34 protein-coding genes are annotated in these 26,787 nt (G+C 41.3%); 32 read left to right on the forward strand and 2 right to left on the reverse strand.

The window, feature by feature from the left end:
• Positions 1-90 precede the first annotated feature (90 nt).
• Both rpoB and rpoC read left to right on the forward strand, forming a co-directional pair.
• Positions 91-3,903 carry a DNA-directed RNA polymerase subunit beta gene (gene rpoB, locus QK890_RS19125; protein ID WP_044300964.1) on the forward strand — a complete coding sequence of 1,271 codons (3,813 nt, stop codon included), beginning with the start codon at positions 91-93 and terminating at the stop codon, positions 3,901-3,903.
• A gap of 146 nt (positions 3,904-4,049) precedes the next feature.
• Positions 4,050-8,333: a DNA-directed RNA polymerase subunit beta' gene (gene rpoC, locus QK890_RS19130; protein WP_005782170.1), complete on the forward strand. Its 4,284-nt coding sequence runs from the start codon at positions 4,050-4,052 to the stop codon at positions 8,331-8,333.
• Positions 8,334-8,403: 70 nt separating this feature from the next.
• On the opposite strand, the gene QK890_RS19135 is transcribed toward rpoC, so the two are convergent.
• Together QK890_RS19135 and QK890_RS19140 are read right to left on the reverse strand one after the other, a co-directional pair.
• Positions 8,404-9,540 (reverse strand): acyltransferase, encoded by a 1,137-nt coding sequence (locus QK890_RS19135; RefSeq protein WP_032531570.1) that lies wholly within the window; start codon positions 9,538-9,540, stop codon positions 8,404-8,406.
• Positions 9,541-9,609: 69 nt separating this feature from the next.
• Positions 9,610-10,179 carry a Crp/Fnr family transcriptional regulator gene (locus QK890_RS19140; RefSeq protein ID WP_367627508.1) on the reverse strand — a complete coding sequence of 190 codons (570 nt, stop codon included), beginning with the start codon at positions 10,177-10,179 and terminating at the stop codon, positions 9,610-9,612.
• A gap of 191 nt (positions 10,180-10,370) precedes the next feature.
• On the opposite strand from QK890_RS19140, the gene QK890_RS19145 reads away from it, so the two are divergent.
• The 30 genes from QK890_RS19145 (at position 10,371) to infA (ending at position 26,781) form a co-directional block, all read left to right on the forward strand.
• Positions 10,371-10,616, forward strand: a complete 246-nt coding sequence (locus tag QK890_RS19145; RefSeq protein ID WP_005782176.1) for a GlsB/YeaQ/YmgE family stress response membrane protein — start codon at positions 10,371-10,373, stop codon at positions 10,614-10,616.
• A 62-nt stretch (positions 10,617-10,678) separates the two neighbouring features.
• Positions 10,679-10,939 carry a YtxH domain-containing protein gene (locus QK890_RS19150; protein ID WP_005782178.1) on the forward strand — a complete coding sequence of 87 codons (261 nt, stop codon included), beginning with the start codon at positions 10,679-10,681 and terminating at the stop codon, positions 10,937-10,939.
• Between the two features lie 338 nt (positions 10,940-11,277).
• On the forward strand, positions 11,278-11,583 hold the full coding sequence (locus tag QK890_RS19155) for a DUF3467 domain-containing protein (protein ID WP_005811382.1): 306 nt from the start codon (positions 11,278-11,280) through the stop codon (positions 11,581-11,583).
• A 251-nt stretch (positions 11,584-11,834) separates the two neighbouring features.
• Positions 11,835-12,236: a 30S ribosomal protein S12 gene (rpsL, locus tag QK890_RS19160; RefSeq protein WP_005675419.1), complete on the forward strand. Its 402-nt coding sequence runs from the start codon at positions 11,835-11,837 to the stop codon at positions 12,234-12,236.
• 160 nt (positions 12,237-12,396) lie between these two features.
• Positions 12,397-12,873 (forward strand): 30S ribosomal protein S7, encoded by a 477-nt coding sequence (gene rpsG / locus QK890_RS19165; RefSeq protein ID WP_005782183.1) that lies wholly within the window; start codon positions 12,397-12,399, stop codon positions 12,871-12,873.
• 54 nt (positions 12,874-12,927) lie between these two features.
• On the forward strand, positions 12,928-15,045 hold the full coding sequence (gene fusA, locus QK890_RS19170) for an elongation factor G (protein ID WP_005782185.1): 2,118 nt from the start codon (positions 12,928-12,930) through the stop codon (positions 15,043-15,045).
• 82 nt (positions 15,046-15,127) lie between these two features.
• A complete protein-coding gene (rpsJ, locus tag QK890_RS19175; protein ID WP_005782187.1) occupies positions 15,128-15,433 on the forward strand; it encodes a 30S ribosomal protein S10 in 306 nt (101 codons plus the stop codon).
• 18 nt (positions 15,434-15,451) lie between these two features.
• A complete protein-coding gene (rplC, locus tag QK890_RS19180) occupies positions 15,452-16,069 on the forward strand; it encodes a 50S ribosomal protein L3 (RefSeq protein WP_005782189.1) in 618 nt (205 codons plus the stop codon).
• Positions 16,069-16,695, forward strand: coding sequence for a 50S ribosomal protein L4 (gene rplD / locus QK890_RS19185; RefSeq protein ID WP_005782191.1), 627 nt, complete (start codon positions 16,069-16,071; stop codon positions 16,693-16,695). Before rplC ends, rplD begins: the two co-directional genes overlap by 1 nt.
• A 16-nt stretch (positions 16,696-16,711) precedes the next feature.
• Positions 16,712-17,002, forward strand: coding sequence for a 50S ribosomal protein L23 (gene rplW / locus QK890_RS19190; protein WP_005782193.1), 291 nt, complete (start codon positions 16,712-16,714; stop codon positions 17,000-17,002).
• Between the two features lie 5 nt (positions 17,003-17,007).
• Entirely contained in the window at positions 17,008-17,832 is an 825-nt protein-coding gene (gene rplB, locus QK890_RS19195; RefSeq protein ID WP_005782195.1) for a 50S ribosomal protein L2, read from the forward strand.
• A gap of 20 nt (positions 17,833-17,852) precedes the next feature.
• Positions 17,853-18,122, forward strand: a complete 270-nt coding sequence (gene rpsS, locus QK890_RS19200; RefSeq protein ID WP_005782197.1) for a 30S ribosomal protein S19 — start codon at positions 17,853-17,855, stop codon at positions 18,120-18,122.
• Between the two features lie 35 nt (positions 18,123-18,157).
• Positions 18,158-18,568, forward strand: coding sequence for a 50S ribosomal protein L22 (gene rplV / locus QK890_RS19205; RefSeq protein ID WP_004291236.1), 411 nt, complete (start codon positions 18,158-18,160; stop codon positions 18,566-18,568).
• A 5-nt stretch (positions 18,569-18,573) separates the two neighbouring features.
• Positions 18,574-19,308 (forward strand): 30S ribosomal protein S3, encoded by a 735-nt coding sequence (gene rpsC / locus QK890_RS19210; protein WP_005782201.1) that lies wholly within the window; start codon positions 18,574-18,576, stop codon positions 19,306-19,308.
• Positions 19,309-19,331: 23 nt separating this feature from the next.
• Positions 19,332-19,766, forward strand: a complete 435-nt coding sequence (gene rplP / locus QK890_RS19215) for a 50S ribosomal protein L16 (protein WP_005791549.1) — start codon at positions 19,332-19,334, stop codon at positions 19,764-19,766.
• 5 nt (positions 19,767-19,771) lie between these two features.
• Complete coding sequence (rpmC, locus tag QK890_RS19220) at positions 19,772-19,969, forward strand: 50S ribosomal protein L29 (protein WP_005782204.1); 198 nt, start codon at positions 19,772-19,774, stop codon at positions 19,967-19,969.
• Positions 19,966-20,235, forward strand: coding sequence for a 30S ribosomal protein S17 (gene rpsQ, locus QK890_RS19225; RefSeq protein WP_005782206.1), 270 nt, complete (start codon positions 19,966-19,968; stop codon positions 20,233-20,235). The genes rpmC and rpsQ overlap by 4 nt, the downstream gene beginning before the upstream one ends.
• 2 nt (positions 20,236-20,237) lie before the next feature.
• A complete protein-coding gene (gene rplN / locus QK890_RS19230; RefSeq protein WP_004296340.1) occupies positions 20,238-20,603 on the forward strand; it encodes a 50S ribosomal protein L14 in 366 nt (121 codons plus the stop codon).
• 20 nt (positions 20,604-20,623) lie between these two features.
• Entirely contained in the window at positions 20,624-20,944 is a 321-nt protein-coding gene (gene rplX / locus QK890_RS19235) for a 50S ribosomal protein L24 (RefSeq protein ID WP_005791554.1), read from the forward strand.
• Positions 20,944-21,501, forward strand: coding sequence for a 50S ribosomal protein L5 (rplE, locus tag QK890_RS19240; protein WP_005782210.1), 558 nt, complete (start codon positions 20,944-20,946; stop codon positions 21,499-21,501). Before rplX ends, rplE begins: the two co-directional genes overlap by 1 nt.
• Positions 21,502-21,507: 6 nt before the next feature.
• A complete protein-coding gene (rpsN, locus tag QK890_RS19245; protein ID WP_005782211.1) occupies positions 21,508-21,807 on the forward strand; it encodes a 30S ribosomal protein S14 in 300 nt (99 codons plus the stop codon).
• 54 nt (positions 21,808-21,861) lie between these two features.
• Positions 21,862-22,257, forward strand: coding sequence for a 30S ribosomal protein S8 (gene rpsH / locus QK890_RS19250; protein ID WP_005782213.1), 396 nt, complete (start codon positions 21,862-21,864; stop codon positions 22,255-22,257).
• 15 nt (positions 22,258-22,272) lie between these two features.
• Entirely contained in the window at positions 22,273-22,842 is a 570-nt protein-coding gene (rplF, locus tag QK890_RS19255; protein WP_005782214.1) for a 50S ribosomal protein L6, read from the forward strand.
• Positions 22,843-22,863: 21 nt separating this feature from the next.
• Positions 22,864-23,208 carry a 50S ribosomal protein L18 gene (gene rplR, locus QK890_RS19260; RefSeq protein ID WP_005782216.1) on the forward strand — a complete coding sequence of 115 codons (345 nt, stop codon included), beginning with the start codon at positions 22,864-22,866 and terminating at the stop codon, positions 23,206-23,208.
• Between the two features lie 5 nt (positions 23,209-23,213).
• Positions 23,214-23,732, forward strand: a complete 519-nt coding sequence (gene rpsE / locus QK890_RS19265) for a 30S ribosomal protein S5 (protein ID WP_005782218.1) — start codon at positions 23,214-23,216, stop codon at positions 23,730-23,732.
• A gap of 10 nt (positions 23,733-23,742) precedes the next feature.
• The gene (rpmD, locus tag QK890_RS19270; RefSeq protein WP_005782220.1) at positions 23,743-23,919 is read left to right on the forward strand and encodes a 50S ribosomal protein L30; all 177 of its coding nucleotides are present in this window, start codon (positions 23,743-23,745) and stop codon (positions 23,917-23,919) included.
• Positions 23,920-23,949: 30 nt separating this feature from the next.
• The gene (gene rplO / locus QK890_RS19275; RefSeq protein ID WP_005782221.1) at positions 23,950-24,396 is read left to right on the forward strand and encodes a 50S ribosomal protein L15; all 447 of its coding nucleotides are present in this window, start codon (positions 23,950-23,952) and stop codon (positions 24,394-24,396) included.
• Between the two features lie 4 nt (positions 24,397-24,400).
• Complete coding sequence (gene secY / locus QK890_RS19280; RefSeq protein ID WP_005782223.1) at positions 24,401-25,747, forward strand: preprotein translocase subunit SecY; 1,347 nt, start codon at positions 24,401-24,403, stop codon at positions 25,745-25,747.
• Positions 25,748-25,761: 14 nt separating this feature from the next.
• On the forward strand, positions 25,762-26,559 hold the full coding sequence (map, locus tag QK890_RS19285; protein ID WP_005782225.1) for a type I methionyl aminopeptidase: 798 nt from the start codon (positions 25,762-25,764) through the stop codon (positions 26,557-26,559).
• A gap of 3 nt (positions 26,560-26,562) precedes the next feature.
• Positions 26,563-26,781, forward strand: a complete 219-nt coding sequence (infA, locus tag QK890_RS19290; protein ID WP_002558052.1) for a translation initiation factor IF-1 — start codon at positions 26,563-26,565, stop codon at positions 26,779-26,781.
• Positions 26,782-26,787: the final 6 nt, after the last annotated feature.

Raw genomic sequence — 26,787 nt, forward strand, 5'->3', positions numbered from 1 at the left:
TCAGGTAATTCGGTTAAGAATCCTTCACAAGAGGATTCTTAACCTTTTTGTGTATATATTTAAAATTAAGTTCTCCAAATTCATTGACAGATGTCTTCAAATACTGTAAATCAAAGAGTTAATTTTGCTTCGACTAAGAATCCGCTTGAATATCCGGATTTCCTGGAAGTACAATTGAAGTCATTCCAAGACTTTCTACAACTAGATACCCCACCTGAGAAGCGTAAAAAAGAGGGATTGTATAAAGTATTTGCTGAAAACTTCCCAATTGCCGACACAAGAAACAATTTTGTTCTTGAGTTTCTGGACTATTATATTGATCCGCCGCGCTATACCATTGATGATTGTATAGAGCGTGGGCTTACATATAGTGTCCCATTGAAAGCGAAACTCAAGCTTTACTGTACAGACCCCGATCATGAGGATTTCGATACAGTGATTCAGGATGTGTTCCTTGGTCCTATCCCTTACATGACTGATAAGGCAACTTTCGTCATCAATGGTGCTGAGCGTGTAGTTGTGTCGCAGCTTCACCGTTCTCCGGGCGTATTCTTCGGTCAGAGTGTACATGCCAATGGTACAAAATTGTACTCGGCCCGTATCATCCCGTTCAAGGGATCATGGATTGAGTTTGCTACCGACATCAACAATGTGATGTATGCTTATATCGATCGTAAGAAGAAGTTACCTGTTACTACGCTGTTAAGAGCTATTGGCTTTGAGAATGATAAAGACATTCTTGAGATTTTTAACTTGGCTGAAGATGTAAAGGTTAACAAAACAAATCTCAAGAAGGTAGTAGGTCGTAAATTGGCTGCACGTGTCTTGAAAACCTGGATTGAAGATTTCGTTGATGAAGATACCGGTGAAGTTGTTTCTATCGAGCGTAATGAAGTCATTATCGACCGTGAAACAGTGATCGAACCGGAACATATAGATGAAATAATTGACTCGGGCGTTCAAAACATCCTTATTCATAAGGAAGAGCCGAATCAGTCCGACTACTCTATTATATATAATACCCTTCAGAAAGATCCGAGTAACTCGGAAAAGGAAGCTGTGCTGTATATCTATCGCCAATTGCGTAATGCAGATCCGGCTGATGATGCCAGTGCCCGTGAGGTTATCAATAACCTGTTCTTTTCTGAAAAGCGGTATGATCTTGGTGATGTAGGTCGTTACAGAATCAACAAAAAGTTGAATTTGACGACAGACATGGAGGTGCGTGTCCTCACCAAAGAAGATATTATTGAGATCATTAAATATCTGATTGAGTTGATTAACTCTAAAGCAGATGTGGATGATATTGACCACTTAAGTAACCGTCGTGTACGTACTGTAGGCGAGCAGCTGTCTAACCAGTTTGCTGTCGGTTTGGCACGTATGTCGCGTACTATTCGTGAACGTATGAACGTTCGTGATAACGAGGTGTTTACTCCGATTGATTTGATCAACGCAAAGACTATTTCTTCAGTGATCAATTCGTTCTTCGGAACTAATGCATTGTCTCAGTTTATGGACCAGACAAACCCGTTGGCTGAGATTACTCACAAGCGCCGTATGTCTGCCCTTGGTCCTGGTGGTCTGTCTCGTGAACGTGCCGGATTTGAGGTTCGTGACGTTCACTATACGCACTATGGACGTCTTTGTCCGATTGAGACACCGGAAGGTCCGAACATCGGTTTGATTTCATCACTTTGCGTGTTTGCTAAGATCAATGACCTTGGTTTCATTGAAACTCCTTACCGTAAAGTAGATAATGGTAAAGTAGACCTTTCTGAAAACGGACTTGTCTACCTGACAGCTGAAGAAGAAGAAGCCAAGATCATTGCACAGGGTAATGCTCCGCTGAATGATGATGGAACATTTATTCGCAATAAGGTTAAGTCTCGTCAGGATGCCGATTATCCGGTTGTAGAACCTTCAGAAGTAGAGTTGATGGACGTTGCTCCTCAGCAGATTGCTTCTATTGCTGCATCTTTGATCCCATTCCTTGAACATGATGACGCTAACCGTGCTTTGATGGGATCGAACATGATGCGCCAGGCAGTTCCGTTGTTGAGAAGCGAAGCCCCGATCGTAGGTACAGGTATCGAGCGCCAGTTGGTGCGTGATTCACGTACTCAGATTGCTGCTGAGGGTGATGGTGTAATTGATTTTGTTGATGCTACTACTATTCGTATTCTGTACGATCGTACTGAAGATGAAGAGTTTGTAAGCTTCGAACCTGCATTGAAAGAATACAGGATTCCGAAGTTCCGCAAAACGAACCAAAATATGACTATTGACCTTCGTCCGATCTGCAATAAAGGTGATCGTGTGACAAAAGGTCAGATTTTGACAGAAGGTTATTCTACCGAGAATGGTGAGCTTGCTTTGGGGAAGAACCTGCTTGTAGCCTACATGCCTTGGAAAGGTTATAACTATGAGGATGCTATCGTGTTGAACGAACGTGTAGTTCGCGAGGACTTGCTGACTTCAGTTCACGTAGAAGAGTATTCACTCGAAGTTCGTGAAACCAAGCGTGGTATGGAAGAGTTGACTTCCGATATCCCTAATGTTAGTGAAGAAGCCACTAAGGATCTTGATGAGAACGGTATTGTACGTGTTGGTGCACGCATTCAGCCGGGTGATATCCTGATTGGCAAGATCACTCCGAAAGGTGAATCTGATCCTTCTCCGGAAGAGAAATTGCTTCGTGCCATTTTTGGAGATAAAGCGGGTGATGTGAAAGACGCTTCTTTGAAAGCATCCCCTTCATTGAAGGGTGTGATCATTGACAAGAAGTTATTCTCTCGTGTCATTAAAAACCGTAGTTCTAAGTTGGCCGATAAGGCATTGCTTCCAAAGATTGATGATGAATTTGAATCTAAGGTAGCAGACTTGAAACGCATTCTGGTGAAGAAACTGATGGCATTGACCGAAGGTAAAGTATCTCAAGGCGTGAAAGACTATCTGGGTGCCGAAGTTATTGCCAAAGGTTCTAAGTTCAGTGCATCAGATTTCGATTCACTTGATTTCACCGCAATACAGTTGAGCGACTGGACTAATGATGATCATGCGAACGGTATGATTCGTGATTTGATCCTGAACTTCATCAAGAAGTACAAAGAGCTCGATGCAGAACTGAAACGTAAGAAGTTTGCTATCACAATTGGTGATGAACTGCCTGCAGGAATCATCCAGATGGCGAAAGTATATATTGCTAAGAAACGTAAGATTGGTGTAGGTGATAAGATGGCAGGTCGTCACGGTAATAAAGGTATCGTGTCACGTGTTGTTCGCCAGGAAGACATGCCATTCCTGGAAGATGGTACTCCGGTGGATATTGTATTGAACCCGTTGGGTGTACCTTCACGTATGAACATTGGTCAGATTTTTGAGGCTGTCCTCGGACGTGCCGGAAAGAATTTGGGTGTGAAGTTCGCTACACCGATTTTTGATGGTGCAACTCTTGACGACTTGAACGAATGGACAGATAAAGCTGGCTTGCCTCGCTATTGCAAGACTTATCTTTGCGACGGTGGTACAGGAGAACGCTTTGACCAACCAGCAACTGTAGGTGTTACTTATATGTTGAAACTCGGTCACATGGTTGAAGACAAGATGCACGCACGTTCTATCGGTCCATACTCATTGATTACTCAGCAACCTCTTGGTGGTAAAGCTCAATTTGGTGGTCAGCGTTTCGGAGAGATGGAGGTTTGGGCACTCGAAGGCTTCGGTGCATCACATATTCTCCAGGAAATCTTGACAATTAAGTCGGATGATGTTGTAGGACGTTCTAAAGCTTATGAAGCGATTGTGAAGGGCGAACCTATGCCGCAGCCGGGTATCCCTGAATCTTTGAACGTGTTGTTGCACGAGTTAAGAGGATTGGGGCTGAGCATCAATTTGGAATAATGAACTAATGTGCCAATATGCCAATGTACCGATCAAGGTACATTGGCTGTGGCATTTCATAATTAGTATGTTTTCTTATTGGCACATTGGCATTAGCCAATCGGCACATTATTTAGTTAATTAGCATATTATATAATTATAAAAGTATGGCTTTTAGAAAAGAAAATAAGATCAAGAGCAATTTCTCGAAAATCTCTATCGGTTTGGCTTCTCCGGAAGAAATCCTTGAGAATTCGAGTGGTGAAGTATTAAAGCCTGAAACCATCAACTATCGTACATACAAACCCGAGCGTGACGGTTTGTTCTGCGAACGTATCTTCGGCCCGATCAAAGACTACGAATGCCATTGCGGTAAATACAAACGTATCCGTTATAAAGGTATTGTCTGCGACCGTTGTGGTGTAGAAGTTACTGAAAAGAAAGTACGTCGCGAACGTATGGGACATATTCAGCTTGTTGTGCCTGTGGCTCACATCTGGTATTTCCGTTCGCTGCCCAATAAGATCGGTTACTTACTGGGTCTTCCCACTAAGAAACTTGATTCTATCATTTACTACGAACGTTATGTTGTCATTCAGCCAGGTGTGAAAGCTGAAGACGGCATTGCCGAATTCGATTTGCTATCGGAAGAAGAATATCTCGATATTCTTGATACTCTTCCCAAAGACAACCAGTATCTGGAAGATACGGATCCTAACAAGTTCATCGCTAAGATGGGTGCCGAAGCGATCTATGATTTGCTTGCACGTCTTGATCTTGATGCGTTGTCATACGAACTGCGCCACCGTGCCGGCAATGATGCTTCGCAGCAACGTAAGAACGAGGCTCTGAAACGTCTTCAGGTGGTGGAGTCGTTCCGTGCATCACGCGGACGCAACAAGCCGGAATGGATGATCGTACGAATTGTACCGGTGATCCCGCCTGAACTTCGTCCATTGGTTCCGTTGGATGGTGGTCGTTTTGCTACATCCGATTTGAATGACCTTTATCGTCGTGTGATTATCCGTAACAACCGTTTGAAACGTTTGATTGAAATTAAGGCTCCTGAAGTGATTCTCCGCAACGAGAAACGTATGCTCCAGGAATCTGTTGATTCATTGTTTGATAACTCACGTAAGTCAAGTGCAGTTAAGACTGATGCCAACCGTCCGTTGAAATCATTGTCAGACAGTTTGAAAGGTAAGCAAGGACGTTTCCGTCAGAACTTGCTGGGTAAACGTGTTGACTATTCAGCTCGTTCGGTAATTGTTGTTGGTCCGGAATTGAGAATGCACGAGTGTGGTATTCCTAAGCTGATGGCTGCCGAGTTGTACAAACCGTTCATTATTCGTAAACTGATTGAGCGCGGTATTGTAAAGACTGTGAAGTCTGCTAAGAAAATTGTAGACCGTAAGGAACCGGTGATTTGGGATATCCTTGAACACGTAATGAAAGGTCATCCGGTATTGCTGAACCGTGCTCCGACACTTCACCGTTTGGGTATCCAAGCTTTCCAACCCAAGATGATCGAGGGTAAAGCTATCCAGTTGCACCCATTGGCATGTACAGCGTTTAATGCCGACTTTGACGGTGACCAAATGGCGGTTCACTTGCCTTTGAGTAACGAAGCAGTGCTTGAAGCCCAAATGTTGATGTTGGCTTCTCACAATATTCTGAACCCTGCTAATGGTGCTCCTATTACTGTTCCTTCACAGGATATGGTGCTTGGTCTGTATTATATTACTAAGCTCCGTAAAGGCGCGAAAGGTGAAGGGCTTACATTCTATGGTCCGGAAGAAGCATTGATCGCTTATAATGAAGGCAAGGTAGATATCCATGCTCCGGTGAAGGTTATTGTGAAAGACCTTGACGAAAATGGAAACATTGTTGATGTAATGCGTGAAACTTCAGTAGGTCGTGTAATCGTGAACGAGATCGTTCCGCCTGAAGTAGGATATATCAATACTATTATCTCTAAGAAGTCGCTGCGTGACATTATTAGTGCCGTAATCAAGGCTTGCGGTGTTGCTAAAACTGCTGATTTCCTTGACGGAATCAAGAACCTGGGTTACAAGATGGCCTTCCAAGGCGGTCTATCATTCAACTTGGGTGATATTATCATTCCAGAAGAGAAAGAGACACTTGTTCAGAGAGGTTACGACGAAGTTGAGCAAGTGATCAATAACTATAACATGGGTTTCATTACCAATAACGAACGTTACAATCAGGTGATTGATATCTGGACACATGTTAACTCTGAGTTGTCTAACATTTTGATGAAGACTATTTCTTCTGATGATCAGGGTTTCAATTCTGTGTACATGATGCTTGATTCCGGTGCCCGTGGTTCTAAAGAGCAGATTCGTCAGCTTTCCGGTATGCGTGGTTTGATGGCTAAGCCGCAGAAAGCAGGTGCCGAAGGTGGTCAGATCATCGAAAACCCGATTCTGTCGAACTTTAAAGAAGGACTTTCTGTATTGGAGTACTTTATCTCTACCCACGGTGCCCGTAAAGGTTTGGCCGATACCGCATTGAAGACTGCCGATGCCGGATATCTGACTCGTCGTCTGGTAGACGTTTCGCATGATGTTATTATTAATGAAGAGGATTGCGGTACGCTCCGCGGATTAGTTTGTACAGACCTTAAGAACAACGATGAAGTTATCGCTACCCTGTATGAACGTATTCTTGGTCGTGTATCCGTACATGATATCATACATCCCCAGACCGGAGAACTGTTGGTTGCTGGTGGTGAAGAAATTACAGAAGATATCGCTAAGAAGATACAGGAGTCTCCGATCGAAAGTGTTGAAATCCGTTCGGTATTGACTTGCGAATCGAAGAAGGGAGTTTGTGCGAAATGTTACGGCCGTAACTTGGCTACGAACCATATGGTTCAGAAAGGTGAGGCTGTCGGTGTAATTGCTGCCCAGTCTATTGGTGAACCGGGTACACAGTTGACACTGCGTACATTCCATGCCGGTGGTACGGCTGCCAATATCGCAGCTAATGCAAGTATCGTAGCCAAGAACAATGCTCGTTTGGAATTCGAAGAACTCCGTACGGTAGACGTTGTTGACGAGACAGGCGAAGCTGCCAAAGTGGTAGTAGGCCGTTTGGCTGAAGTTCGTTTCATCGACGTCAATACGGGTATTGTACTTTCTACACACAATGTTCCTTACGGTTCTACACTTTATGTAGCCGATGGTGAAATAGTAGAAAAAGGTAAGCTGATTGCGAAGTGGGACCCGTTCAACGCTGTTATCATAACGGAGGCTACTGGTAAGATCGAATTCGAGGGCGTTATTGAAAACGTTACTTATAAGATTGAGTCGGATGAAGCAACCGGACTTCGTGAAATTATCATTATCGAATCTAAGGATAAAACTAAAGTTCCTTCTGCCCATATTCTGACGGAAGATGGTGACTTGATTCGTACATACAACTTACCTGTAGGTGGACACGTCGTGATCGAAAATGGTCAGAAGGTGAAAGCTGGTGAGGTAATCGTTAAGATTCCGCGTGCCGTAGGTAAGGCTGGTGATATTACCGGTGGTCTTCCTCGTGTTACAGAGTTGTTTGAAGCACGTAACCCGTCGAATCCTGCTGTTGTATCTGAAATAGATGGTGAGGTAACTATGGGTAAGGTGAAACGTGGTAATCGTGAGATCATCGTTACTTCTAAGACCGGTGAAGTGAAGAAATATCTTGTTCCGTTGTCTAAACAGATTCTTGTACAGGAGAACGATTACGTTCGTGCCGGTACTCCGCTGTCTGATGGTGCTACCACTCCGGCTGATATTTTGGCGATCAAAGGTCCTACGGCTGTACAGGAATATATCGTGAATGAAGTTCAGGATGTATACCGTTTGCAGGGTGTGAAGATTAACGATAAGCATTTTGAAATTATCGTTCGTCAGATGATGCGTAAAGTAACTATCGACGAGCCGGGCGATACTCGTTTCCTTGAACAACAGGTTGTTGATAAACTGGAATTCATGGAAGAAAATGATCGTATCTGGGGTAAGAAGGTAGTTGTAGATGCTGGTGATTCTGAAAACTTGAAGGCAGGTCAGATTGTTACTGCCCGTAAGTTGCGTGATGAAAACAGTATGTTGAAACGCCGTGACCTTAAACCGGTTGAAGTGCGTGATGCTGTTGCCGCTACTTCTACTCAGATTCTTCAGGGTATCACTCGTGCTGCATTGCAGACTTCAAGCTTTATGTCAGCTGCTTCCTTCCAGGAAACAACTAAAGTCTTGAACGAAGCTGCCATCAACGGTAAGATAGATAAATTGGAAGGTATGAAAGAGAACGTAATTTGCGGTCACCTCATTCCGGCAGGTACAGGACTTCGCGAATTTGATAAGATCATTGTAGGTTCTAAAGAAGAGTACGATCGTATTTTGGCTAACAAAAAGACAGTGCTTGACTATAATGAAGTAGAATAATACAATTCAATTGACTATAACTGAAAAAGAGCAATTGCCGTAAAGGTGATTGCTCTTTTTTTATAGGATGTTATCGTATGAAACGATCGGTTAGTTTACTTTTCGACATTAACCAGACGATAGCGTAGCATGTCAGGAATACGAGACAGGCCATACTGATGATACGTACGATATATGGTAACTGTTCCTTATCCAACAAGTCGTAGGCGACAAATACAAATACGTAGTGGCTTAGGTAAATGCCGAATGTGAGTGATGCCATATGGGATAACCATCGGTTTGAAGGAACCTTTATTTTCTGCACGATTACAAATACCGGGAAGGTCATCATAAACACGTTGATGCCCGCAAAGTACCATACAATTTCCAGATAGGCATAATTGCCCGGGAAGTGGTTCTGTGTGATGACATATCCGTATGAGGTAATCAGGTAGCCTACCAGAAACATCGGAATGGTGACGCCCAAGAGTTTCTTCCAACTCCACTTTAGTGGATACCTCGTAAGATAATAGGCCAGTAAAAGATAGCCGATAAATCCTGAGAAATAATAGAAAGTTCCGTAATCATTCCAATCACATATTCCCCATAAACCCATATTGCCATAGTTGCCTTGATAGCCCAGCATTGGAGCGAACATTTTAACGTAAGGCGCTATTAGACTCACGCCCCAGATGCTTAGGAACAGCTTCAGTTCCTTTTTCGACGCTTTTTCCAACCAACCACTGACAATAGGCATCACCAAATACAGGCCAATCAGCATATAGAGATACCATAATGGAACTGTATCGAAATTGAAGTTAAAGATAAATGTATACAGTTTGATCCACAAAGCCCCCAAACTATGATCCGGCATGGAAATCAATGGATTTTGAGTATCAGGGTTGATGTAGTTCAGATATACGAAATACAGTACAGGTAAGACCAGTGACCAAAAGATTATCGGAGGAATCAGTCTCCCGATCCTCTTCTTGTAAAATGTCCCCATGTCGGTTCGTACGGGAAATAGCAATACACCGGTCATCATAACAAAAATGGGTACACATGGGCGCATCAAGCTACCTAAAAATGTTCCTGTCAGAAACGACTCCCGATTGGCGTCAAATTGCCCGATGAACGCATCGCAGCAGTGCGAAAAAACAACGAAGAAGCAGGCGAGCACCCTCAGCAGGTCAATCCAACCTATATTCTCTCTTTTCTTTAATTCCATGATATAATTGATTTAAATGTGTTAAGCGGCAAATGTACAATCTATTTTGCTGTCAGCATTTGCCCTACATTAAAACCACTCTTCCGCCCTTATTTTACTCAGGGTAGGCAGAGTAATGCCCAGATAGGCGGCAATATAACCCAGATTGACCCGGCTGCAGACATCGGGAAGCCTTTCTTTAAGTTTTGCATACCTCTCTCGGGCCGACAATGTCAGCCGTTCTTTATGTTTGCGATGGAGTTCCCGGTATCCATTCTGATGAATGACTCTTCCCCAATTAGCCAATTCTATATTTGTTTCGTACAGTTCAGTCAGTGTCTTGATGGGGATGGCATAGAGCAGTACATTTTCCAGTGTTTCCACAAACTCTTCACTAGGTTTACCGTAATATAACTCATCCATGCTGAACACGATATCTCCTTCACACGAAAAAGAAGTCGTAACCTCTTTTCCGTCTACCAGCCAGTACGACCGTGTGATTCCTTTTTCTATGAAATAAGCGTATTTGTGATAGACTCCCTCCCGTATCAGCAGATACCTTTTTGGGAATCGGCACGGAGTCAGCTGTTTCGTCAGTAAATCTATTGTTTCATCAGACATCTCGGACTGCTTTTTTATGTTGTAAATTATATTTTTCATAGACCCTAAGATTATCTTTTCGGCAAAGATAACCTCTTTTTAGTAAGCGCCACAATTTGTTACCCGAAAATCCGATCTGTCTGTACTGCTTGCTTAGGCAGGTTTCTCAATAGTCGTTAATTCCTTCTTTGACTCCCGAACATTTCAGTGCCTATAGCGTTCCTATAACAAAACAATATAAATCAAGCATTATGAATTTTATCTGGTACATTTTGATAGGTATCCTTGCCGGTTATTTTGCCGGTAAGATAATGCGCGGAGGAGGTTTCGGCCTCTTAGTCAATCTCCTGTTAGGGATTATAGGTGGTGTGTTGGGTGGCTGGGTATTTGCCCTTCTCGGGCTGTCAGCAACCGGAATCATCGGTAGTTTGATTACTTCCGTTGTCGGTGCCATTTTATTTCTTTGGATAGCCTCTTTTTTCAGTCGTTCCCGATAGGGAAAACGAGCTTTATTATAGAACGATATTGTTTATTGTGGTTATATAAAAATTAATAGTTTATGGGAAGTGGAAATGCAAAATTCCTGGTGGGACTTGGAATCGGTTCTGCCATCGGTGCGCTGGTTTATCATTTTTCGCGCACAGCGAAAGCTAAGAAATTGAAAAATGATGTGTTCAATGCTCTTCATGAAATAGAGGCAGATGCCGAATTGGCAGTCGTTGAAGCAAAAGAGAAGGCCGTGAAGACAGGTGCTAAAGTGGCCGAAAAGGTGGCTGATAAAGCGACTGAGGTGAAAGATAAGTTGACATCTAACTCTTAATAATGGGTGGTGGTTTATGAACGGTGAACAATGAATAAGATAGCACTATCAAAGTGTACGGAGGTTATTGTTCGCCGTTTATGATTTATAACTGTTCCAGAAATTATTCAGATATCGTTTGAGAACTATATAAGTCTGTTCTTCCTTTCTTAACAATCCGGATGTTCCTGATCTGGCTTCAGGTATTGGATAAAGAAAGAGGGGGAGTTGTTAATAATGGTCTGTTATTGCATGCCTTGCATTCTGTTGAAAAGAGTGTAAGGCATTTGTCTTTACTATAAAACATTATCTGTATATTTGTGCCAGAAGAATTTAGAATAATCAATAATAATTAAAGTATGGAAAATCAGAATCCCGATAATCAGTTGCAAATAGAATTGAAAGAAGAAGTGGCACAGGGCACATATGCTAATTTAGCCATTATCACTCATTCAAGTTCAGAATTTGTGCTCGATTTTGTACGGGTATTACCCGGATTGCCCAAAGCGGGAGTGCAGTCGCGTATTATTCTTGCTCCCGAACATGCCAAACGTTTACAACGGGCACTTGAAGAAAATATAGCCAAATACGAGCGTGCGTTCGGTCCGATCCGGTTGCAGGAAGAAGATACTCCACCTATATTGGATATAAAGGGAGAAGCCTGAAGAAAGCAGAAAGGGTGTAGCCATCCGAGGCAATGGGTGTAGCTATCCGGTGGAAAAGGTGTAGCCTTGGTGAGCGGATGGCTACACCCAAATTTCTTTCCATTGAAATGATTTCCGGGAAATAAGCTCTTAAAAAATAAAAAAAAGATGTAGTGCATTGATTATTCAAATATTATTCGTATTTTTGCAGCCCAAAATGTATAGTTACGAAATTAATATAACAATAATATAAATTAAAAAAACAATTTAAAATGCCTACAATTCAGCAATTAGTAAGAAAAGGACGCGAAGTGCTGGTGGAGAAAAGTAAATCTCCAGCCTTGGATTCTTGTCCTCAAAGACGTGGCGTTTGCGTGAGAGTATATACAACTACTCCGAAGAAGCCGAACTCTGCAATGCGTAAAGTAGCTCGTGTACGTTTGACTAACCAGAAAGAGGTGAACTCTTACATTCCGGGAGAAGGACACAACTTGCAGGAACACTCAATCGTACTGGTTCGCGGTGGTCGTGTAAAAGACCTTCCGGGTGTACGTTACCACATCGTTCGCGGTACACTCGATACAGCAGGTGTAGCTGGACGTACTCAGAGACGTTCTAAATATGGAGCTAAACGTCCGAAACCGGGACAAGCAGCACCGGCTAAGAAGAAATAATCCGGAGTGATTCCGAATTTGATTTTTTAAATTAAAAGTAATAACTTTCGTTTTAGTTTGTTGGAATAAGCTATAAAAAGGTTGAGTAAATTCCCCGGAGGGGGAGTTGAAGACGTCAAGAAATAGACAACCAAAAACAAAAACATTATTTTTCAAACAAATGAGAAAAGCAAAACCAAAAAAACGCGTAATCCTTCCGGATCCCGTGTTCAATGACCAGAAGGTTTCTAAATTTGTAAACCATCTGATGTATGACGGAAAGAAGAATACTTCTTATGAAATCTTTTACGCCGCACTGGAAACAGTAAAAACAAAACTTCCTAACGAAGAAAAATCAGCTCTTGAAATCTGGAAAAAAGCGTTGGATAACGTAACTCCTCAAGTAGAAGTAAAATCACGCCGTGTGGGTGGTGCAACTTTCCAGGTTCCTACTGAAATCCGTCCGGATCGTAAAGAATCAATCTCAATGAAGAACTTGATCCTGTTCGCTCGTAAGAGAGGTGGTAAATCTATGGCTGATAAATTGGCTGCTGAAATCATGGATGCATTCAATGAACAAGGCGGTGCTTTCAAACGTAAAGAAGATATGCACAGAATGGCTGAAGCTAACCGTGCATTTGCTCATTTCAGATTCTAATTACTATAAGAAATACCTATTTGATTAAAAAACTTAAAGTAAAGGAAAAAGAAAATGGCAAAGAATGATTTACATTTGACTCGTAATATCGGTATCATGGCTCACATTGATGCCGGAAAGACAACAACTTCTGAACGTATCCTGTTCTACACCGGTTTAACTCACAAAATCGGTGAGGTACACGACGGTGCCGCAACAATGGACTGGATGGAGCAGGAGCAGGAACGTGGTATCACTATCACTTCTGCTGCTACAACTACTCGTTGGAAGTATGCTGGTGATACTTATAAAATCAACTTGATTGACACTCCGGGACACGTTGACTTCACTGCTGAAGTAGAACGTTCACTTCGTATTCTTGATGGTGCTGTCGCTGCTTACTGTGCAGTAGGTGGTGTAGAACCTCAGTCAGAGACTGTGTGGCGTCAGGCTGACAAATATAACGTACCGCGTATCGCTTACGTTAACAAAATGGACCGTTCGGGTGCCGACTTCTTTGAAGTAGTTCGCCAGATGAAGGCTGTTTTGGGTGCAAATCCGTGTCCGGTTGTTATTCCTATCGGTGCAGAAGAAAGCTTCAAAGGATTGGTTGACCTGATCAAGATGAAAGCTATCTATTGGCATGATGAAACAATGGGTGCTGACTACACTGTGGAAGAGATCCCGGCTAACCTCGTTGACGAAGCTAACGAATGGAGAGATAAGATGCTTGAAAAAGTTGCTGAATTTGACGATGCTTTGATGGAGAAATATTTCGACGATCCTTCTACTATCACAGAAGAAGAAGTGTTGAGAGCCCTTCGCAATGCAACTGTTCAGATGGCAGTAGTTCCGATGTTGTGCGGTTCTTCATTCAAGAATAAAGGTGTACAGACTTTGCTTGACTATGTTTGTGCTTTCTTGCCTTCTCCGTTGGATACTGAAAATGTAGTTGGTACAAACCCTGATACCGGTGCTGAGGAAGATCGTAAACCGAGCGAAGACGATAAAACTTCAGCTTTGGCATTTAAGATCGCTACTGACCCGTATGTAGGACGTCTGACTTTCTTCCGTGTATACTCTGGTAAGATTGAAGCAGGTTCTTATATCTACAACTCTCGTTCAGGTAAGAAGGAACGTGTTTCTCGTCTGTTCCAGATGCATTCAAACAAGCAGAACCCGGTAGAAGTTATCGGTGCAGGTGATATTGGTGCCGGTGTAGGTTTCAAAGATATTCACACTGGTGATACACTGTGCGATGAAACAGCTCCGATCGTTCTTGAATCAATGGACTTCCCGGAACCGGTAATCGGTATCGCAGTTGAGCCTAAGACTCAGAAAGATATGGATAAGCTGTCTAACGGTTTGGCTAAATTGGCTGAAGAAGACCCGACATTTACAGTGAAAACTGACGAACAAACAGGTCAGACAGTTATTTCCGGTATGGGTGAGCTTCACTTGGATATCATCATCGACCGTCTGAAACGTGAGTTTAAAGTGGAATGTAACCAGGGTAAACCTCAGGTTAACTACAAAGAAGCTATCACGAAGACAGTTAATTTGCGTGAGGTCTATAAGAAACAGTCTGGTGGTCGTGGTAAGTTCGCTGATATTATTGTGAACATCGGCCCGGTTGATGAAGACTTTACTCAAGGTGGCCTGCAATTCGTTGATGAAGTGAAGGGTGGTAACATTCCTAAGGAATTCATTCCTTCAGTTCAGAAAGGTTTCCAGACTGCGATGAAGAATGGTGTATTGGCCGGCTATCCGCTGGATTCATTGAAAGTGACTTTGGTCGATGGTTCATTCCACCCGGTTGACTCTGACCAGTTGTCTTTCGAAATCTGTGCTATCCAGGCATATAAGAATGCTTGTGCTAAGGCAGGTCCTGTATTGATGGAACCTATCATGAAACTGGAAGTCGTTACTCCGGAAGAAAACATGGGTGACGTTATCGGTGACTTGAACAAACGCCGTGGCCAAGTTGAAGGTATGGAATCAAGCCGTTCTGGAGCCCGTATCGTGAAAGCAATGGTTCCGTTGGCTGAAATGTTCGGTTATGTAACTGCGTTGCGTACCATCACTTCTGGTCGTGCAACTTCATCAATGGTTTACTCTCACCACGCTCAGGTTTCTAACTCTATTGCTAAGGCAGTATTGGAAGAAGTAAAAGGACGTGCTGATTTACTCTAAAAATATCTTAAGCAGCAGGCTAGCGAATGACTCTTAGCCTGCCGCTTTATCTTATTTATAAATTTATTAATTAAAAGAACTAATGAGTCAGAAAATTAGAATTAAACTGAAATCTTACGACCACAACTTGGTTGACAAATCAGCTGAGAAGATCGTTAGAACAGTGAAGGCTACCGGTGCTATTGTTAGCGGACCGATTCCCCTTCCGACGCACAAGCGTATCTTTACAGTGAACCGCTCTACTTTCGTTAACAAAAAATCAAGAGAGCAGTTTGAACTTTCTTCATTCAAGAGACTGATTGATATCTATAGCTCAACAGCTAAGACTGTAGATGCTCTGATGAAGTTGGAGTTACCGAGTGGTGTAGAAGTAGAAATTAAAGTGTAGTATTTAAAAATTAGTGAAATGCCAGGATTATTAGGAAAAAAAATCGGAATGACATCCGTTTTCAGTGCCGATGGTAAGAATGTACCATGCACTGTTATCGAAGCAGGTCCTTGTGTTGTTACTCAGGTAAAGACCGTAGAAAAAGATGGCTATGCAGCCGTTCAGTTGGGTTTCCAGGACAAAAAGGAAAAACATACAACTAAACCGTTGATGGGTCACTTTAAAAAGGCTGGAGTAACACCGAAGAGACACTTGGCCGAGTTCAAGGAATTTGAAAACGAGTTAAATCTGGGTGATACTGTTACAGTAGAACTGTTCGACGGCGCAGACTATGTAGACGTTGTTGGTACTTCTAAAGGTAAAGGCTTCCAGGGTGTAGTTAAAAGACATGGCTTTGGTGGTGTAGGTCAATCTACTCACGGTCAGCACAACCGTGCCCGTAAACCGGGTTCTATCGGTGCATGTTCGTATCCTGCAAAAGTATTCAAAGGAATGCGCATGGGCGGACAAATGGGTGGCGACAGAGTTACTGTTCAAAACTTACAGGTATTAAAAGTAATCGCGGAACACAATCTTCTTTTGATCAAGGGTTCTGTACCGGGTTGCAAAGGTTCAATCGTATTAATTGAAAAATAATGGAAGTTAACGTATATAACATTAAAGGTGAAGACACTGGAAGAAAGGTTACGTTAAACGAATCTATCTTCGGAATTGAGCCCAATGACCACGCTATCTATCTGGACGTAAAGCAATTTATGGCTAACCAGCGTCAGGGTACTCACAAGTCAAAAGAGAGAAGCGAAATCAGCGGATCTACTCGTAAAATCGGTCGTCAGAAAGGTGGTGGCGGTGCTCGTCGTGGTGACATGAATTCACCGGTGCTCGTAGGTGGTGGACGTGTATTTGGTCCGAAACCGAGAGACTACTACTTCAAACTGAATAAAAAAGTTAAGACATTAGCTCGTAAGTCAGCTTTGTCGTATAAAGCTCAAGACAACGCAATCGTAGTGGTGGAAGACTTCAACTTTGAGGCTCCAAAGACTAAGGTTTTCGTTGAAATGACAAAAAATCTTAAAGTTTCTGACAAAAAACTGCTTGTAGTTTTACCAGAAGCAAATAAAAATGTATATTTGTCAGCTCGTAACATCGAAGGTGCTAACGTTCAGACTATCTCAGGATTAAATACTTACAGAGTATTGAATGCTGGGGTTGTTGTGCTTACCGAAAGCTCTTTGAAGGCTATTGACAATATCTTAATCTAAAAAGGAGGCTTAAATAATGGGAATTATTATTAAACCGTTGGTGACAGAGAAAATGACTGCGATAACTGATAAGCTGAATCGTTTCGGCTTTATCGTGCGTCCTGAAGCTAATAAATTGGAAATTAAGAGTGAAGTTGAAGCCCTTTATAATGTTACGGTAGTTGATGTAAATACTGTGAAGTATGCTGGCAAAAATAAGAGCCGTTATACAAAAGCAGGTATCATCAATGGTCGTACGAATGCTTACAAAAAAGCAATCGTGACATTGAAAGAAGGAGATACTATTGATTTTTATAGCAATATTTAATAAAAATGGCAGTACGTAAATTTAAGCCCACTACACCGGGGCAAAGACATAAGATTATTGGTACTTTCGAGGAAATTACTGCATCAGTACCAGAAAAGTCGCTTGTATATGGTAAAAAATCATCTGGCGGTCGTAACAGCGAAGGTAAGATGACAATGCGCTACATGGGTGGTGGCCATAGAAAAGTGATCAGAATTGTCGATTTCAAAAGAAATAAAGACGGTGTTCCGGCAGTTGTAAAAACGATCGAATACGATCCGAACCGTTCGGCTCGTATCGCTTTGTTGTTTTATGCTGATGGTGAAAAAAGATATATTATTGCTCCCAATGGATTGCAAGTTGGTGCGACTTTGATGTCCGGAGAGAATGCGGCGCCTGAGATTGGTAATGCACTTCCGCTTCAGAATATCCCGGTCGGTACAGTAATTCACAATATTGAATTGCGTCCGGGTCAGGGTGCTGCTCTGGTTAGATCAGCAGGAAACTTCGCTCAGCTGACTTCAAGAGAAGGCAAATACTGTGTAATTAAATTGCCTTCAGGTGAAGTAAGACAAATACTTAGCACTTGTAAAGCTACTATCGGTAGCGTTGGTAACTCAGATCATGGATTGGAAAGCTCAGGTAAGGCTGGACGCTCTCGTTGGCAAGGCCGTCGTCCTCGTAACCGTGGTGTTGTTATGAACCCGGTTGATCACCCGATGGGTGGTGGTGAAGGACGTGCTTCCGGAGGTCACCCAAGATCTCGTAAGGGATTGTATGCTAAGGGACTTAAGACTAGAGCTCCGAAGAAACAATCGTCTAAGTACATTATTGAGAGAAGAAAAAAGTAATCTGATTAATTGAGTAAACTATGAGTCGTTCATTAAAAAAAGGTCCATATATTAACGTAAAACTCGAAAAGAAAGTGCTTGCTATGAATGAATCAGGCAAGAAAGTTGTCGTTAAGACTTGGTCCAGAGCTTCAATGATTTCGCCTGATTTTGTAGGCCATACAGTTGCAGTTCACAACGGAAATAAATTTATTCCTGTATATGTTACCGAAAATATGGTAGGTCACAAGTTGGGTGAATTCGCTCCAACTCGTACATTCAGAGGACACGCTGGTAACAAGAAAAAATAACAGGATTTATCTGAAATAATAAAGTAATAAATATAATGGGAGCAAGAAAAAAAATATCGGCTGAAAAGAGAAAAGAAGCCCTTAAAACCATGTATTTTGCTAAATTGCAAAATGTTCCTACTTCTCCTCGCAAAATGCGTCTCGTGGCTGACATGATTCGTGGGATGGAAGTGAACAGAGCACTTGGCGTTTTGAAGTTTTCTTCAAAAGAAGCAGCTGCAAGAGTGGAAAAATTATTGCGCTCTGCAATTGCTAACTGGGAGCAGAAAAACGAACGTAAAGCTGAAAGTGGCGAATTATTCGTAACGAAGATTTTTGTTGATGGTGGTGCTACACTCAAAAGAATGAGACCGGCTCCACAGGGAAGAGGATACAGAATTCGCAAACGTTCAAATCACGTAACATTGTTCGTTGGTTCTAAAAGTAATAACGAAGATCAAAATTAAGGTAGATGGGACAAAAAGTTAATCCAATAAGCAACCGTTTAGGAATTATCAGAGGATGGGATTCTAACTGGTATGGTGGAAATGATTACGGTGACTCTTTGCTGGAAGATAGCAAGATCCGTAAATATCTTAATGCAAGACTTGCGAAAGCAAGTGTATCAAGAATCGTAATTGAACGTACGCTGAAGCTCGTTACTATTACTGTTTGCACTGCTCGTCCGGGTATTATTATCGGTAAAGGTGGCCAGGAAGTTGATAAGTTAAAAGAAGAGTTGAAGAAGGTTACCGACAAAGATATTCAAATCAATATCTTTGAAGTGAAAAGACCGGAACTGGATGCTGTGATTGTTGCTAATAACATCGCTCGTCAGGTAGAAGGTAAAATTGCCTATCGCCGCGCCATTAAGATGGCTATCGCAAATACTATGCGTATGGGTGCTGAAGGTATCAAAATTCAGATTTCAGGACGTTTGAATGGAGCTGAAATGGCCCGTTCTGAAATGTATAAGGAAGGAAGAACTCCGTTACACACTTTCAGAGCAGATATCGACTATTGCCATGCTGAAGCATTGACAAAAGTAGGTCTTCTCGGTATTAAAGTTTGGATTTGTAGAGGTGAAGTTTTTGGTAAGAGAGAATTGGCTCCGAACTTTACACAAAGCAAAGAAAGTGGTCGTGGAAACAATGGTGGAAACAACGGCGGCGGAAAGAACTTCAAAAGAAAGAAAAATAATCGCTAAACGAATTTGAATTTTAGGAAACTATGTTACAACCGAAAAAGACAAAATTCAGAAGACAACAAAAAGGTCGCGCTAAAGGTAATGCACAAAGAGGCAACCAGCTCGCTTTTGGTTCTTTTGGTATTAAGGCTTTAGAAACTAAATGGATCACAGGCCGACAGATTGAAGCTGCTCGTATTGCAGTGACAAGATATATGCAACGTCAGGGACAGATTTGGATTCGTATTTTCCCGGATAAACCGATTACTAGAAAACCTGCTGATGTACGTATGGGTAAAGGTAAGGGTAGCCCCGAAGGATTCGTGGCTCCGGTTACACCAGGTAGAATTATTATTGAAGCTGAAGGAGTATCTTACGAGATCGCGAAAGAAGCATTGCGTTTGGCAGCTCAGAAACTTCCGATTACTACGAAGTTTGTCGTGAGACGTGATTATGATATTCAAAATCAAAATGCGTAAGGTTTATGAAAATTGCAGAAATTAAAGAAATGTCTACCAATGATTTGGTAGAAAGAGTAGAAGCAGAAGTGGTTAATTACAACCAAATGGTTATCAATCATTCTATTTCTCCTTTGGAAAATCCTGCGCAGATCAAACAATTACGCAGGACGATTGCGCGTATGAGAACAGAGTTACGCCAAAGAGAACTTAACAATAAATGATCAGCTTGATGGAAGCAAGAAATTTAAGAAAAGAAAGAACAGGGGTTGTGCTGAGCAATAAAATGGATAAAACCGTTACAGTTGCTGCTAAGTTCAAGGAAAAACACCCTATATATGGTAAGTTCGTTAGCAAAACGAAGAAGTACCATGCTCACGATGAAAAGAATGAATGCAATGTAGGTGATACTGTACGCATCATGGAAACTCGTCCTTTGAGCAAGACTAAAAGATGGAGATTAGTAGAAATAATTGAAAGAGCTAAGTAATTATGATACAAGTAGAATCCAGACTTACAGTATGTGACAACAGTGGAGCTAAAGAAGCCCTGTGTATCCGTGTATTGGGCGGAACAGGTCGTCGCTACGCTTCAGTGGGGGATGTTATTGTCGTTTCTGTAAAGAGCGTCATCCCTTCAAGTGATGTTAAAAAGGGTGCAGTGTCAAAAGCTTTGATCGTACGTACTAAGAAAGAAATCCGTCGTCCCGATGGTTCTTATATACGTTTTGATGATAATGCTTGCGTGTTGTTGAATAATGCAGGTGAAATTAGAGGTAGTCGTATTTTCGGTCCTGTAGCAAGAGAACTTCGTGCTACAAACATGAAAGTTGTGTCACTTGCGCCTGAGGTACTTTAATTTTGTAAAAGATTTAAGTAATGAGTAAATTACATATTAAAAAAGGCGATACAGTTTACGTAAATGCTGGTGAAGACAAAGGTAAAACTGGTCGTGTATTGAAGGTTCTTGTTAAAGAAGGACGTGCAATAGTTGAAGGTATCAACATGGTATCTAAAAGCACAAAACCGAATGCAAAGAACCCGCAGGGTGGTATAGTTAAGCAGGAAGCTCCTATCCACATTTCAAACTTGAATCCGGTTGATCCAAAAACTGGTAAAGCAACGCGTGTTGGTAGAAAAGTAAGTTCTGAAGGAACTTTAGTGCGTTATTCTAAAAAATCAGGAGAGGAGATTAAGTAATGAGTAATACTGCAAGCCTTAAGAAAGAATATGCAGAGCGCATTGCTCCTGCATTAAAGTCACAATTCCAGTATTCTTCTACAATGCAGGTACCCGTACTTAAGAAGATTGTTATCAATCAGGGTTTGGGTATGGCTGTTGCTGACAAGAAGATTATCGAAGTGGCAATCAACGAAATGACAGCTATCACCGGTCAGAAGGCCGTAGCTACTATTTCGCGTAAAGATATCGCTAACTTTAAGTTGCGTAAGAAAATGCCGATCGGAGTTATGGTAACTCTGCGTCGTGAAAGAATGTACGAATTCCTGGAAAAATTGGTTCGCGTGGCTCTGCCGCGTATCCGTGACTTCAAAGGTATTGAAACTAAGTTCGATGGTAAGGGTAACTATACCCTTGGTATTCAGGAACAAATCATTTTCCCTGAAATTAATATCGATAGTATTACCAGAATTCTCGGAATGAATATTACCTTTGTAACCTCTGCGCAAACAGATGAAGAAGGTTATGCCTTATTGAAAGAATTCGGTTTACCGTTTAAAAACGCTAAAAAAGACTGATAAATTATGGCAAAGGAATCAATGAAAGCACGCGAAGTAAAGCGTGCTAAATTAGTAGCCAAATATGCCGAAAAGAGAGCTGCCTTGAAGCAGATTGTGAGAACCGGAGATCCTGCTGAAGCTTTCGAAGCTGCACAGAAATTACAGGAGCTTCCTAAGAATTCTAATCCGATTCGTATGCACAATCGCTGTAAATTGACTGGTCGTCCTAAAGGATATATCCGTCAGTTCGGTGTTTCAAGAATCCAGTTCCGTGAAATGGCATCTAATGGGCTGATCCCAGGTGTAAAGAAAGCAAGCTGGTAAATATATTGTTTAAATATTGTCAGGGTAGTCCTGATTAATTTAATTATTTTTTATATGACTGATCCAATAGCAGATTATTTGACGAGGTTAAGGAACGCAATTAATGCAAAGCACAGAGTTGTAGAAGTTCCTGCTTCAAATTTGAAAAAAGAAATCACTAAGATTCTTTTTGAAAAAGGCTACATTCTTAATTATAAGTTTGTAGAAGACGGTCCTCAAGGAACAATTAAAGTTGCCTTGAAGTATGATTCAGTTAACAAAGTTAACGCAATCAAAAAACTTGAAAGAATATCTTCTCCGGGTATGCGTCAGTATACTGGTTACAAAGATATGCCGCGTGTTATTAATGGTTTGGGTATTGCTATAATATCTACTTCCAAAGGTGTAATGACAAACAAAGAAGCTGCTGAACTCAAGATCGGTGGTGAAGTATTGTGTTATGTATATTAATAGGAGGAAAAAGCAATGTCAAGAATAGGAAAATTACCCATTAGTATTCCCGCTGGAGTAACAGTTACTCTGAACGGTGAAGTGGTTACTGTTAAAGGACCCAAAGGTGAACTTAGCCAGTATGTGAACCCGGCTATCAATATTGCTATTGAAGATGGACACATCACTTTAACTGAAAACGAAAATGCAATGCTGGATAATCCCAAGCAGAAACATGCATTTCACGGTTTGTATCGTTCATTAGTACACAACATGGTTGTTGGTGTCTCTGAAGGATATAAGAAAGAATTGGAGCTTGTTGGTGTTGGTTACCGTGCTTCTAATCAAGGAAATATCATTGAATTAGCATTAGGATATACACACAATATCTTTATACAGTTGCCTCCTGAAGTCAAAGTAGAGACAAAGTCAGAAAGAAATAAGAATCCTCTTATTCTTTTAGAGTCTTGTGACAAACAATTGCTTGGTCAAGTTTGCTCTAAGATACGTTCTTTCCGTAAGCCCGAACCGTATAAAGGTAAAGGTATTAAGTTTGTTGGCGAGGTAATTCGCAGAAAGTCTGGTAAATCAGCCGGTGCTAAGTAATTTACGTAAATTTGTATTATTATGACAACAAAAATAGAAAGACGAATTAAGATCAAATATAGAGTACGCAATAAAGTGTCAGGTACTGCTGCACGTCCGCGTATGAGTGTATTTAGAAGTAACAAGCAAATCTATGTCCAGATTATCGACGATTTGTCAGGTAAGACATTGGCTGCTGCCTCTTCACTGGGTATGACTGAGAAGTTGCCTAAGAAAGAAGTTGCTGCTAAAGTAGGTGAGATGATTGCAAAAAAGGCTCAGGAAGCAGGTATTACGACTGTTGTTTTCGACCGTAATGGTTACTTGTATCATGGGAGAGTAAAAGAAGTAGCTGATGCTGCTCGTAACGGTGGACTTAAATTTTAATCATTATGGCAGGAGTTAATAATAGAGTTAAGATTACTAACGATATAGAACTGAAAGACAGATTAGTTGCTATTAATCGTGTTACTAAAGTAACCAAAGGTGGTAGAACTTTTAGTTTCTCTGCAATTGTAGTTGTAGGTAACGAAGAAGGTATTATCGGTTGGGGACTTGGTAAAGCTGGTGAAGTAACAGCAGCTATCGCTAAAGGTGTTGAGTCGGCTAAGAAAAACCTGACAAGAGTACCTGTACTGAAAGGTACTGTTCCTCACGAACAGACAGCTAAGTTTGGTGGTGCTGAGGTATTCATCAAACCTGCTTCTCATGGTACTGGCGTTGTAGCCGGTGGTGCTATGCGTGCCGTATTGGAAAGTGTTGGTGTAACTGACGTTTTGGCTAAATCAAAAGGTTCTTCAAATCCGCATAACCTCGTGAAGGCTACTATCATGGCTTTGGGCGAAATGCGTGATGCAAGAATGATTGCTCAAAACAGAGGAATTAGTGTTGAAAAAGTATTTAGAGGATAAGGAGGGAGATATGTCAATTATAAAGATCAAACAAGTTAAAAGTAGAATTGGTGCTCCGGCTGATCAGAAAAGAACTCTTGATGCACTGGGACTTCGCAAATTGAACCGTGTGGTTGAACACGAAAGCACTCCTTCAATTCTTGGAATGGTAGATAAGGTTAAACACTTGGTTGCCATTGTTAAGTAATTATTTGTTGAATATAAAACGAATTACAATATGAACTTAAGTAATTTAAAACCTGCAGAAGGCTCTACTAAAACAAGAAAAAGAATCGGACGTGGTCCGGGTTCTGGCTTAGGAGGTACTTCTACAAGAGGTCATAAAGGTGCTAAATCAAGATCTGGATACTCTAAAAAAATCGGTTTTGAAGGTGGTCAGATGCCTCTTCAACGTCGAGTACCTAAATTTGGTTTTAAGAACATTAATAGAGTGGAATATAAAGCTATTAACTTAGAAACAATCCAGAAATTGGCTGAAGCTAAGAAGTTGGAAAAAATAGGAGTTAATGACTTTATTGAAGCTGGATTCATTTCTTCAAGCCAGTTGGTAAAAGTATTGGGTAACGGAACTTTGACTGCTAAGCTGAGTGTAGAAGCTCATGCATTCTCTAAGAGTGCTGTTGCTGCTATTGAGGCTGCTGGTGGAAATGTAGTAAAACTCTGATTCAATGAGAAAAGCTATTGAAACATTAAAGAATATATGGAAAATTGAGGATCTGAGACAACGGATCCTCATTACCATATTGTTTGTGGCGATTTACCGTTTCGGTTCGTACGTTGTGCTGCCTGGAATCAACCCGGGTATGCTGACACAATTGCACCAACAAACAAGCGAGGGCCTTTTAGCCTTATTAAACATGTTCTCAGGAGGAGCATTTTCTAATGCGTCTATTTTTGCATTAGGAATTATGCCTTATATCTCTGCATCAATCGTTATTCAGTTGTTGGGAATCGCTGTGCCGTATTTCCAGAAACTTCAGCGAGAAGGAGAAAGCGGCAGAAGAAAGATGAATCAATATACTCGTTATTTGACGATTGCTATTTTATTGGTTCAGGCCCCTTCTTATTTGCTCAATCTTAAAATGCAGGCTGGACCTTCCTTAAATGCTTCATTAGATTGGACTCTTTTCATGGTTACTTCTACCATTATTTTGGCAGCTGGAAGTATGTTTATCCTGTGGCTTGGTGAAAGAATCACGGATAAAGGTATTGGTAATGGTATTTCATTTATCATTTTGATTGGTATTATTGCTCGTCTTCCGCAGTCATTGTTCCAGGAGTTGATTTCCCGTATGACTGATAAGACTGGTGGTTTAATCATGTTCTTATTTGAAATAGTATTCCTGCTGATAGTAATTGCAGGAGCAATTCTTTTGGTACAAGGCACAAGAAAAATTCCTGTACAGTATGCAAAAAGAATTGTCGGTAATAAACAGTACGGCGGTGCAAGACAGTACATTCCTTTAAAAGTGAATGCTGCTGGTGTGATGCCTATCATTTTTGCTCAGGCAATCATGTTTATTCCGATCACTTTCATTGGCTTTTCTAACACGAACAATGTAAGTGGTTTCGTACATGCATTTACTGACCATACGAGTTTCTGGTATAATTTTGTTTTTGCAGTAATGATTATCTTATTTACGTATTTCTATACTGCGATAACCATTAACCCGACTCAAATGGCCGAGGATATGAAGAGAAATAATGGTTTCATTCCGGGAATTAAGCCAGGTAAGAAAACTGCTGAGTATATCGATGACATCATGTCACGTATTACTTTGCCGGGTTCTTTCTTTTTGGCTTTCATTGCTATTATGCCCGCATTTGCCGGCATCTTTGGTGTGAAGGCTGAGTTTGCTCAATTCTTCGGTGGTACGTCTCTGTTAATTCTTGTAGGTGTTGTTTTAGATACGCTGCAACAGGTTGAAAGTCATTTGTTGATGAGACATTATGATGGCTTGTTGAAGTCAGGTCGTATCAAAGGACGCACTGGTAGTAGTGTAGCTGCATATTAATTCTTTGAGTAGAAATGATATTTCTTAAAACAGAAGATGAAATAGAGCTGCTCCGTCAGAGTAATTTGCTTGTTGGGAGAACGTTGGCTGAAGTTGCCAAATTAGTGAAACCGGGAGTTACCACAAAAGAACTGGATAAGGTAGCGGAAGAGTTTATCAGAGATCATGGTGCTGTCCCTACTTTTAAAGGCTTTCCTAATCAATATGGAGATCCGTTTCCAGCTTCATTATGCACATCGGTTAATGAAGAGGTCGTGCATGGAATTCCGGGAGATATCGTGTTGAAAGACGGTGATATTGTTTCGGTGGATTGTGGGACATACATGAATGGTTTCTGTGGTGATTCGGCTTATACCTTTTGTGTTGGTGAGGTGGACGAAGAAGTTCGTCAATTGTTGAAGGTGACTAAAGAGGCGTTGTATATTGGTATTCAGAATGCTGTACAAGGGAAGAGAATCGGTGATATAGGATATGCTATCCAGCACTATTGTGAATCCCATTCTTATGGTGTAGTGCGTGAGTTTGTTGGTCACGGGATTGGTAAAGACATGCACGAAGATCCTCAAGTTCCGAATTATGGTAAAAGAGGATACGGAACACTTTTGAAAAAAGGTCTTTGTATTGCAATTGAGCCGATGATTACGCAAGGTGACCGACAAGTGATTATGGAACGTGATGGATGGACAGTGAGAACAAGAGATCGGAAATGTGCCGCACACTTTGAGCATACCATTGCGGTAGGTGCAGGCGAGGCTGATATTCTGTCATCATTTAAATTCATAGAAGAAGTTTTAGGAGATAAAGCGATATAATATATGGCAAAGCAATCTGCAATAGAACAAGATGGAGTTATAGTTGAAGCATTGTCTAATGCAATGTTTCGTGTTGAATTAGAAAACGGACATGAGATTACTGCTCATATTTCCGGTAAGATGAGAATGCATTACATTAAGATCTTGCCGGGTGATAAAGTAAGAGTCGAAATGTCTCCTTACGACTTATCGAAAGGAAGAATTGTATTTAGATATAAATAAAATAAG

This window comes from Bacteroides sp. NGMCC 1.200775 (assembly GCF_040798045.1).
Taxonomy (GTDB): domain Bacteria; phylum Bacteroidota; class Bacteroidia; order Bacteroidales; family Bacteroidaceae; genus Bacteroides; species Bacteroides hominis.

Coding starts and splice junctions, on each gene's coding strand:
- rplD (WP_005782191.1), top strand. CDS start 16,069: ATGGAAGTTAACGTATATAACATTAAAGGTGAAGACACTGGAAGAAAG.
- rplV (WP_004291236.1), top strand. CDS start 18,158: ATGGGAGCAAGAAAAAAAATATCGGCTGAAAAGAGAAAAGAAGCCCTT.
- rplB (WP_005782195.1), top strand. CDS start 17,008: ATGGCAGTACGTAAATTTAAGCCCACTACACCGGGGCAAAGACATAAG.
- infA (WP_002558052.1), top strand. CDS start 26,563: ATGGCAAAGCAATCTGCAATAGAACAAGATGGAGTTATAGTTGAAGCA.
- rplP (WP_005791549.1), top strand. CDS start 19,332: ATGTTACAACCGAAAAAGACAAAATTCAGAAGACAACAAAAAGGTCGC.
- rplE (WP_005782210.1), top strand. CDS start 20,944: ATGAGTAATACTGCAAGCCTTAAGAAAGAATATGCAGAGCGCATTGCT.
- rpsE (WP_005782218.1), top strand. CDS start 23,214: ATGGCAGGAGTTAATAATAGAGTTAAGATTACTAACGATATAGAACTG.
- QK890_RS19135 (WP_032531570.1), bottom strand. CDS start 9,540: ATGGAATTAAAGAAAAGAGAGAATATAGGTTGGATTGACCTGCTGAGG.
- QK890_RS19150 (WP_005782178.1), top strand. CDS start 10,679: ATGGGAAGTGGAAATGCAAAATTCCTGGTGGGACTTGGAATCGGTTCT.
- QK890_RS19140 (WP_367627508.1), bottom strand. CDS start 10,179: ATGAAAAATATAATTTACAACATAAAAAAGCAGTCCGAGATGTCTGAT.
- rpsC (WP_005782201.1), top strand. CDS start 18,574: ATGGGACAAAAAGTTAATCCAATAAGCAACCGTTTAGGAATTATCAGA.
- rpsS (WP_005782197.1), top strand. CDS start 17,853: ATGAGTCGTTCATTAAAAAAAGGTCCATATATTAACGTAAAACTCGAA.
- rpsQ (WP_005782206.1), top strand. CDS start 19,966: ATGATCAGCTTGATGGAAGCAAGAAATTTAAGAAAAGAAAGAACAGGG.
- rplR (WP_005782216.1), top strand. CDS start 22,864: ATGACAACAAAAATAGAAAGACGAATTAAGATCAAATATAGAGTACGC.
- rpmC (WP_005782204.1), top strand. CDS start 19,772: ATGAAAATTGCAGAAATTAAAGAAATGTCTACCAATGATTTGGTAGAA.
- rplN (WP_004296340.1), top strand. CDS start 20,238: ATGATACAAGTAGAATCCAGACTTACAGTATGTGACAACAGTGGAGCT.
- rpsJ (WP_005782187.1), top strand. CDS start 15,128: ATGAGTCAGAAAATTAGAATTAAACTGAAATCTTACGACCACAACTTG.
- QK890_RS19155 (WP_005811382.1), top strand. CDS start 11,278: ATGGAAAATCAGAATCCCGATAATCAGTTGCAAATAGAATTGAAAGAA.
- fusA (WP_005782185.1), top strand. CDS start 12,928: ATGGCAAAGAATGATTTACATTTGACTCGTAATATCGGTATCATGGCT.
- rplX (WP_005791554.1), top strand. CDS start 20,624: ATGAGTAAATTACATATTAAAAAAGGCGATACAGTTTACGTAAATGCT.
- rpsL (WP_005675419.1), top strand. CDS start 11,835: ATGCCTACAATTCAGCAATTAGTAAGAAAAGGACGCGAAGTGCTGGTG.
- secY (WP_005782223.1), top strand. CDS start 24,401: ATGAGAAAAGCTATTGAAACATTAAAGAATATATGGAAAATTGAGGAT.
- rpsN (WP_005782211.1), top strand. CDS start 21,508: ATGGCAAAGGAATCAATGAAAGCACGCGAAGTAAAGCGTGCTAAATTA.
- rplO (WP_005782221.1), top strand. CDS start 23,950: ATGAACTTAAGTAATTTAAAACCTGCAGAAGGCTCTACTAAAACAAGA.
- rpoB (WP_044300964.1), top strand. CDS start 91: ATGTCTTCAAATACTGTAAATCAAAGAGTTAATTTTGCTTCGACTAAG.
- rplC (WP_005782189.1), top strand. CDS start 15,452: ATGCCAGGATTATTAGGAAAAAAAATCGGAATGACATCCGTTTTCAGT.
- rpoC (WP_005782170.1), top strand. CDS start 4,050: ATGGCTTTTAGAAAAGAAAATAAGATCAAGAGCAATTTCTCGAAAATC.
- rplF (WP_005782214.1), top strand. CDS start 22,273: ATGTCAAGAATAGGAAAATTACCCATTAGTATTCCCGCTGGAGTAACA.
- QK890_RS19145 (WP_005782176.1), top strand. CDS start 10,371: ATGAATTTTATCTGGTACATTTTGATAGGTATCCTTGCCGGTTATTTT.
- rpsH (WP_005782213.1), top strand. CDS start 21,862: ATGACTGATCCAATAGCAGATTATTTGACGAGGTTAAGGAACGCAATT.
- rplW (WP_005782193.1), top strand. CDS start 16,712: ATGGGAATTATTATTAAACCGTTGGTGACAGAGAAAATGACTGCGATA.
- rpsG (WP_005782183.1), top strand. CDS start 12,397: ATGAGAAAAGCAAAACCAAAAAAACGCGTAATCCTTCCGGATCCCGTG.
- map (WP_005782225.1), top strand. CDS start 25,762: ATGATATTTCTTAAAACAGAAGATGAAATAGAGCTGCTCCGTCAGAGT.
- rpmD (WP_005782220.1), top strand. CDS start 23,743: ATGTCAATTATAAAGATCAAACAAGTTAAAAGTAGAATTGGTGCTCCG.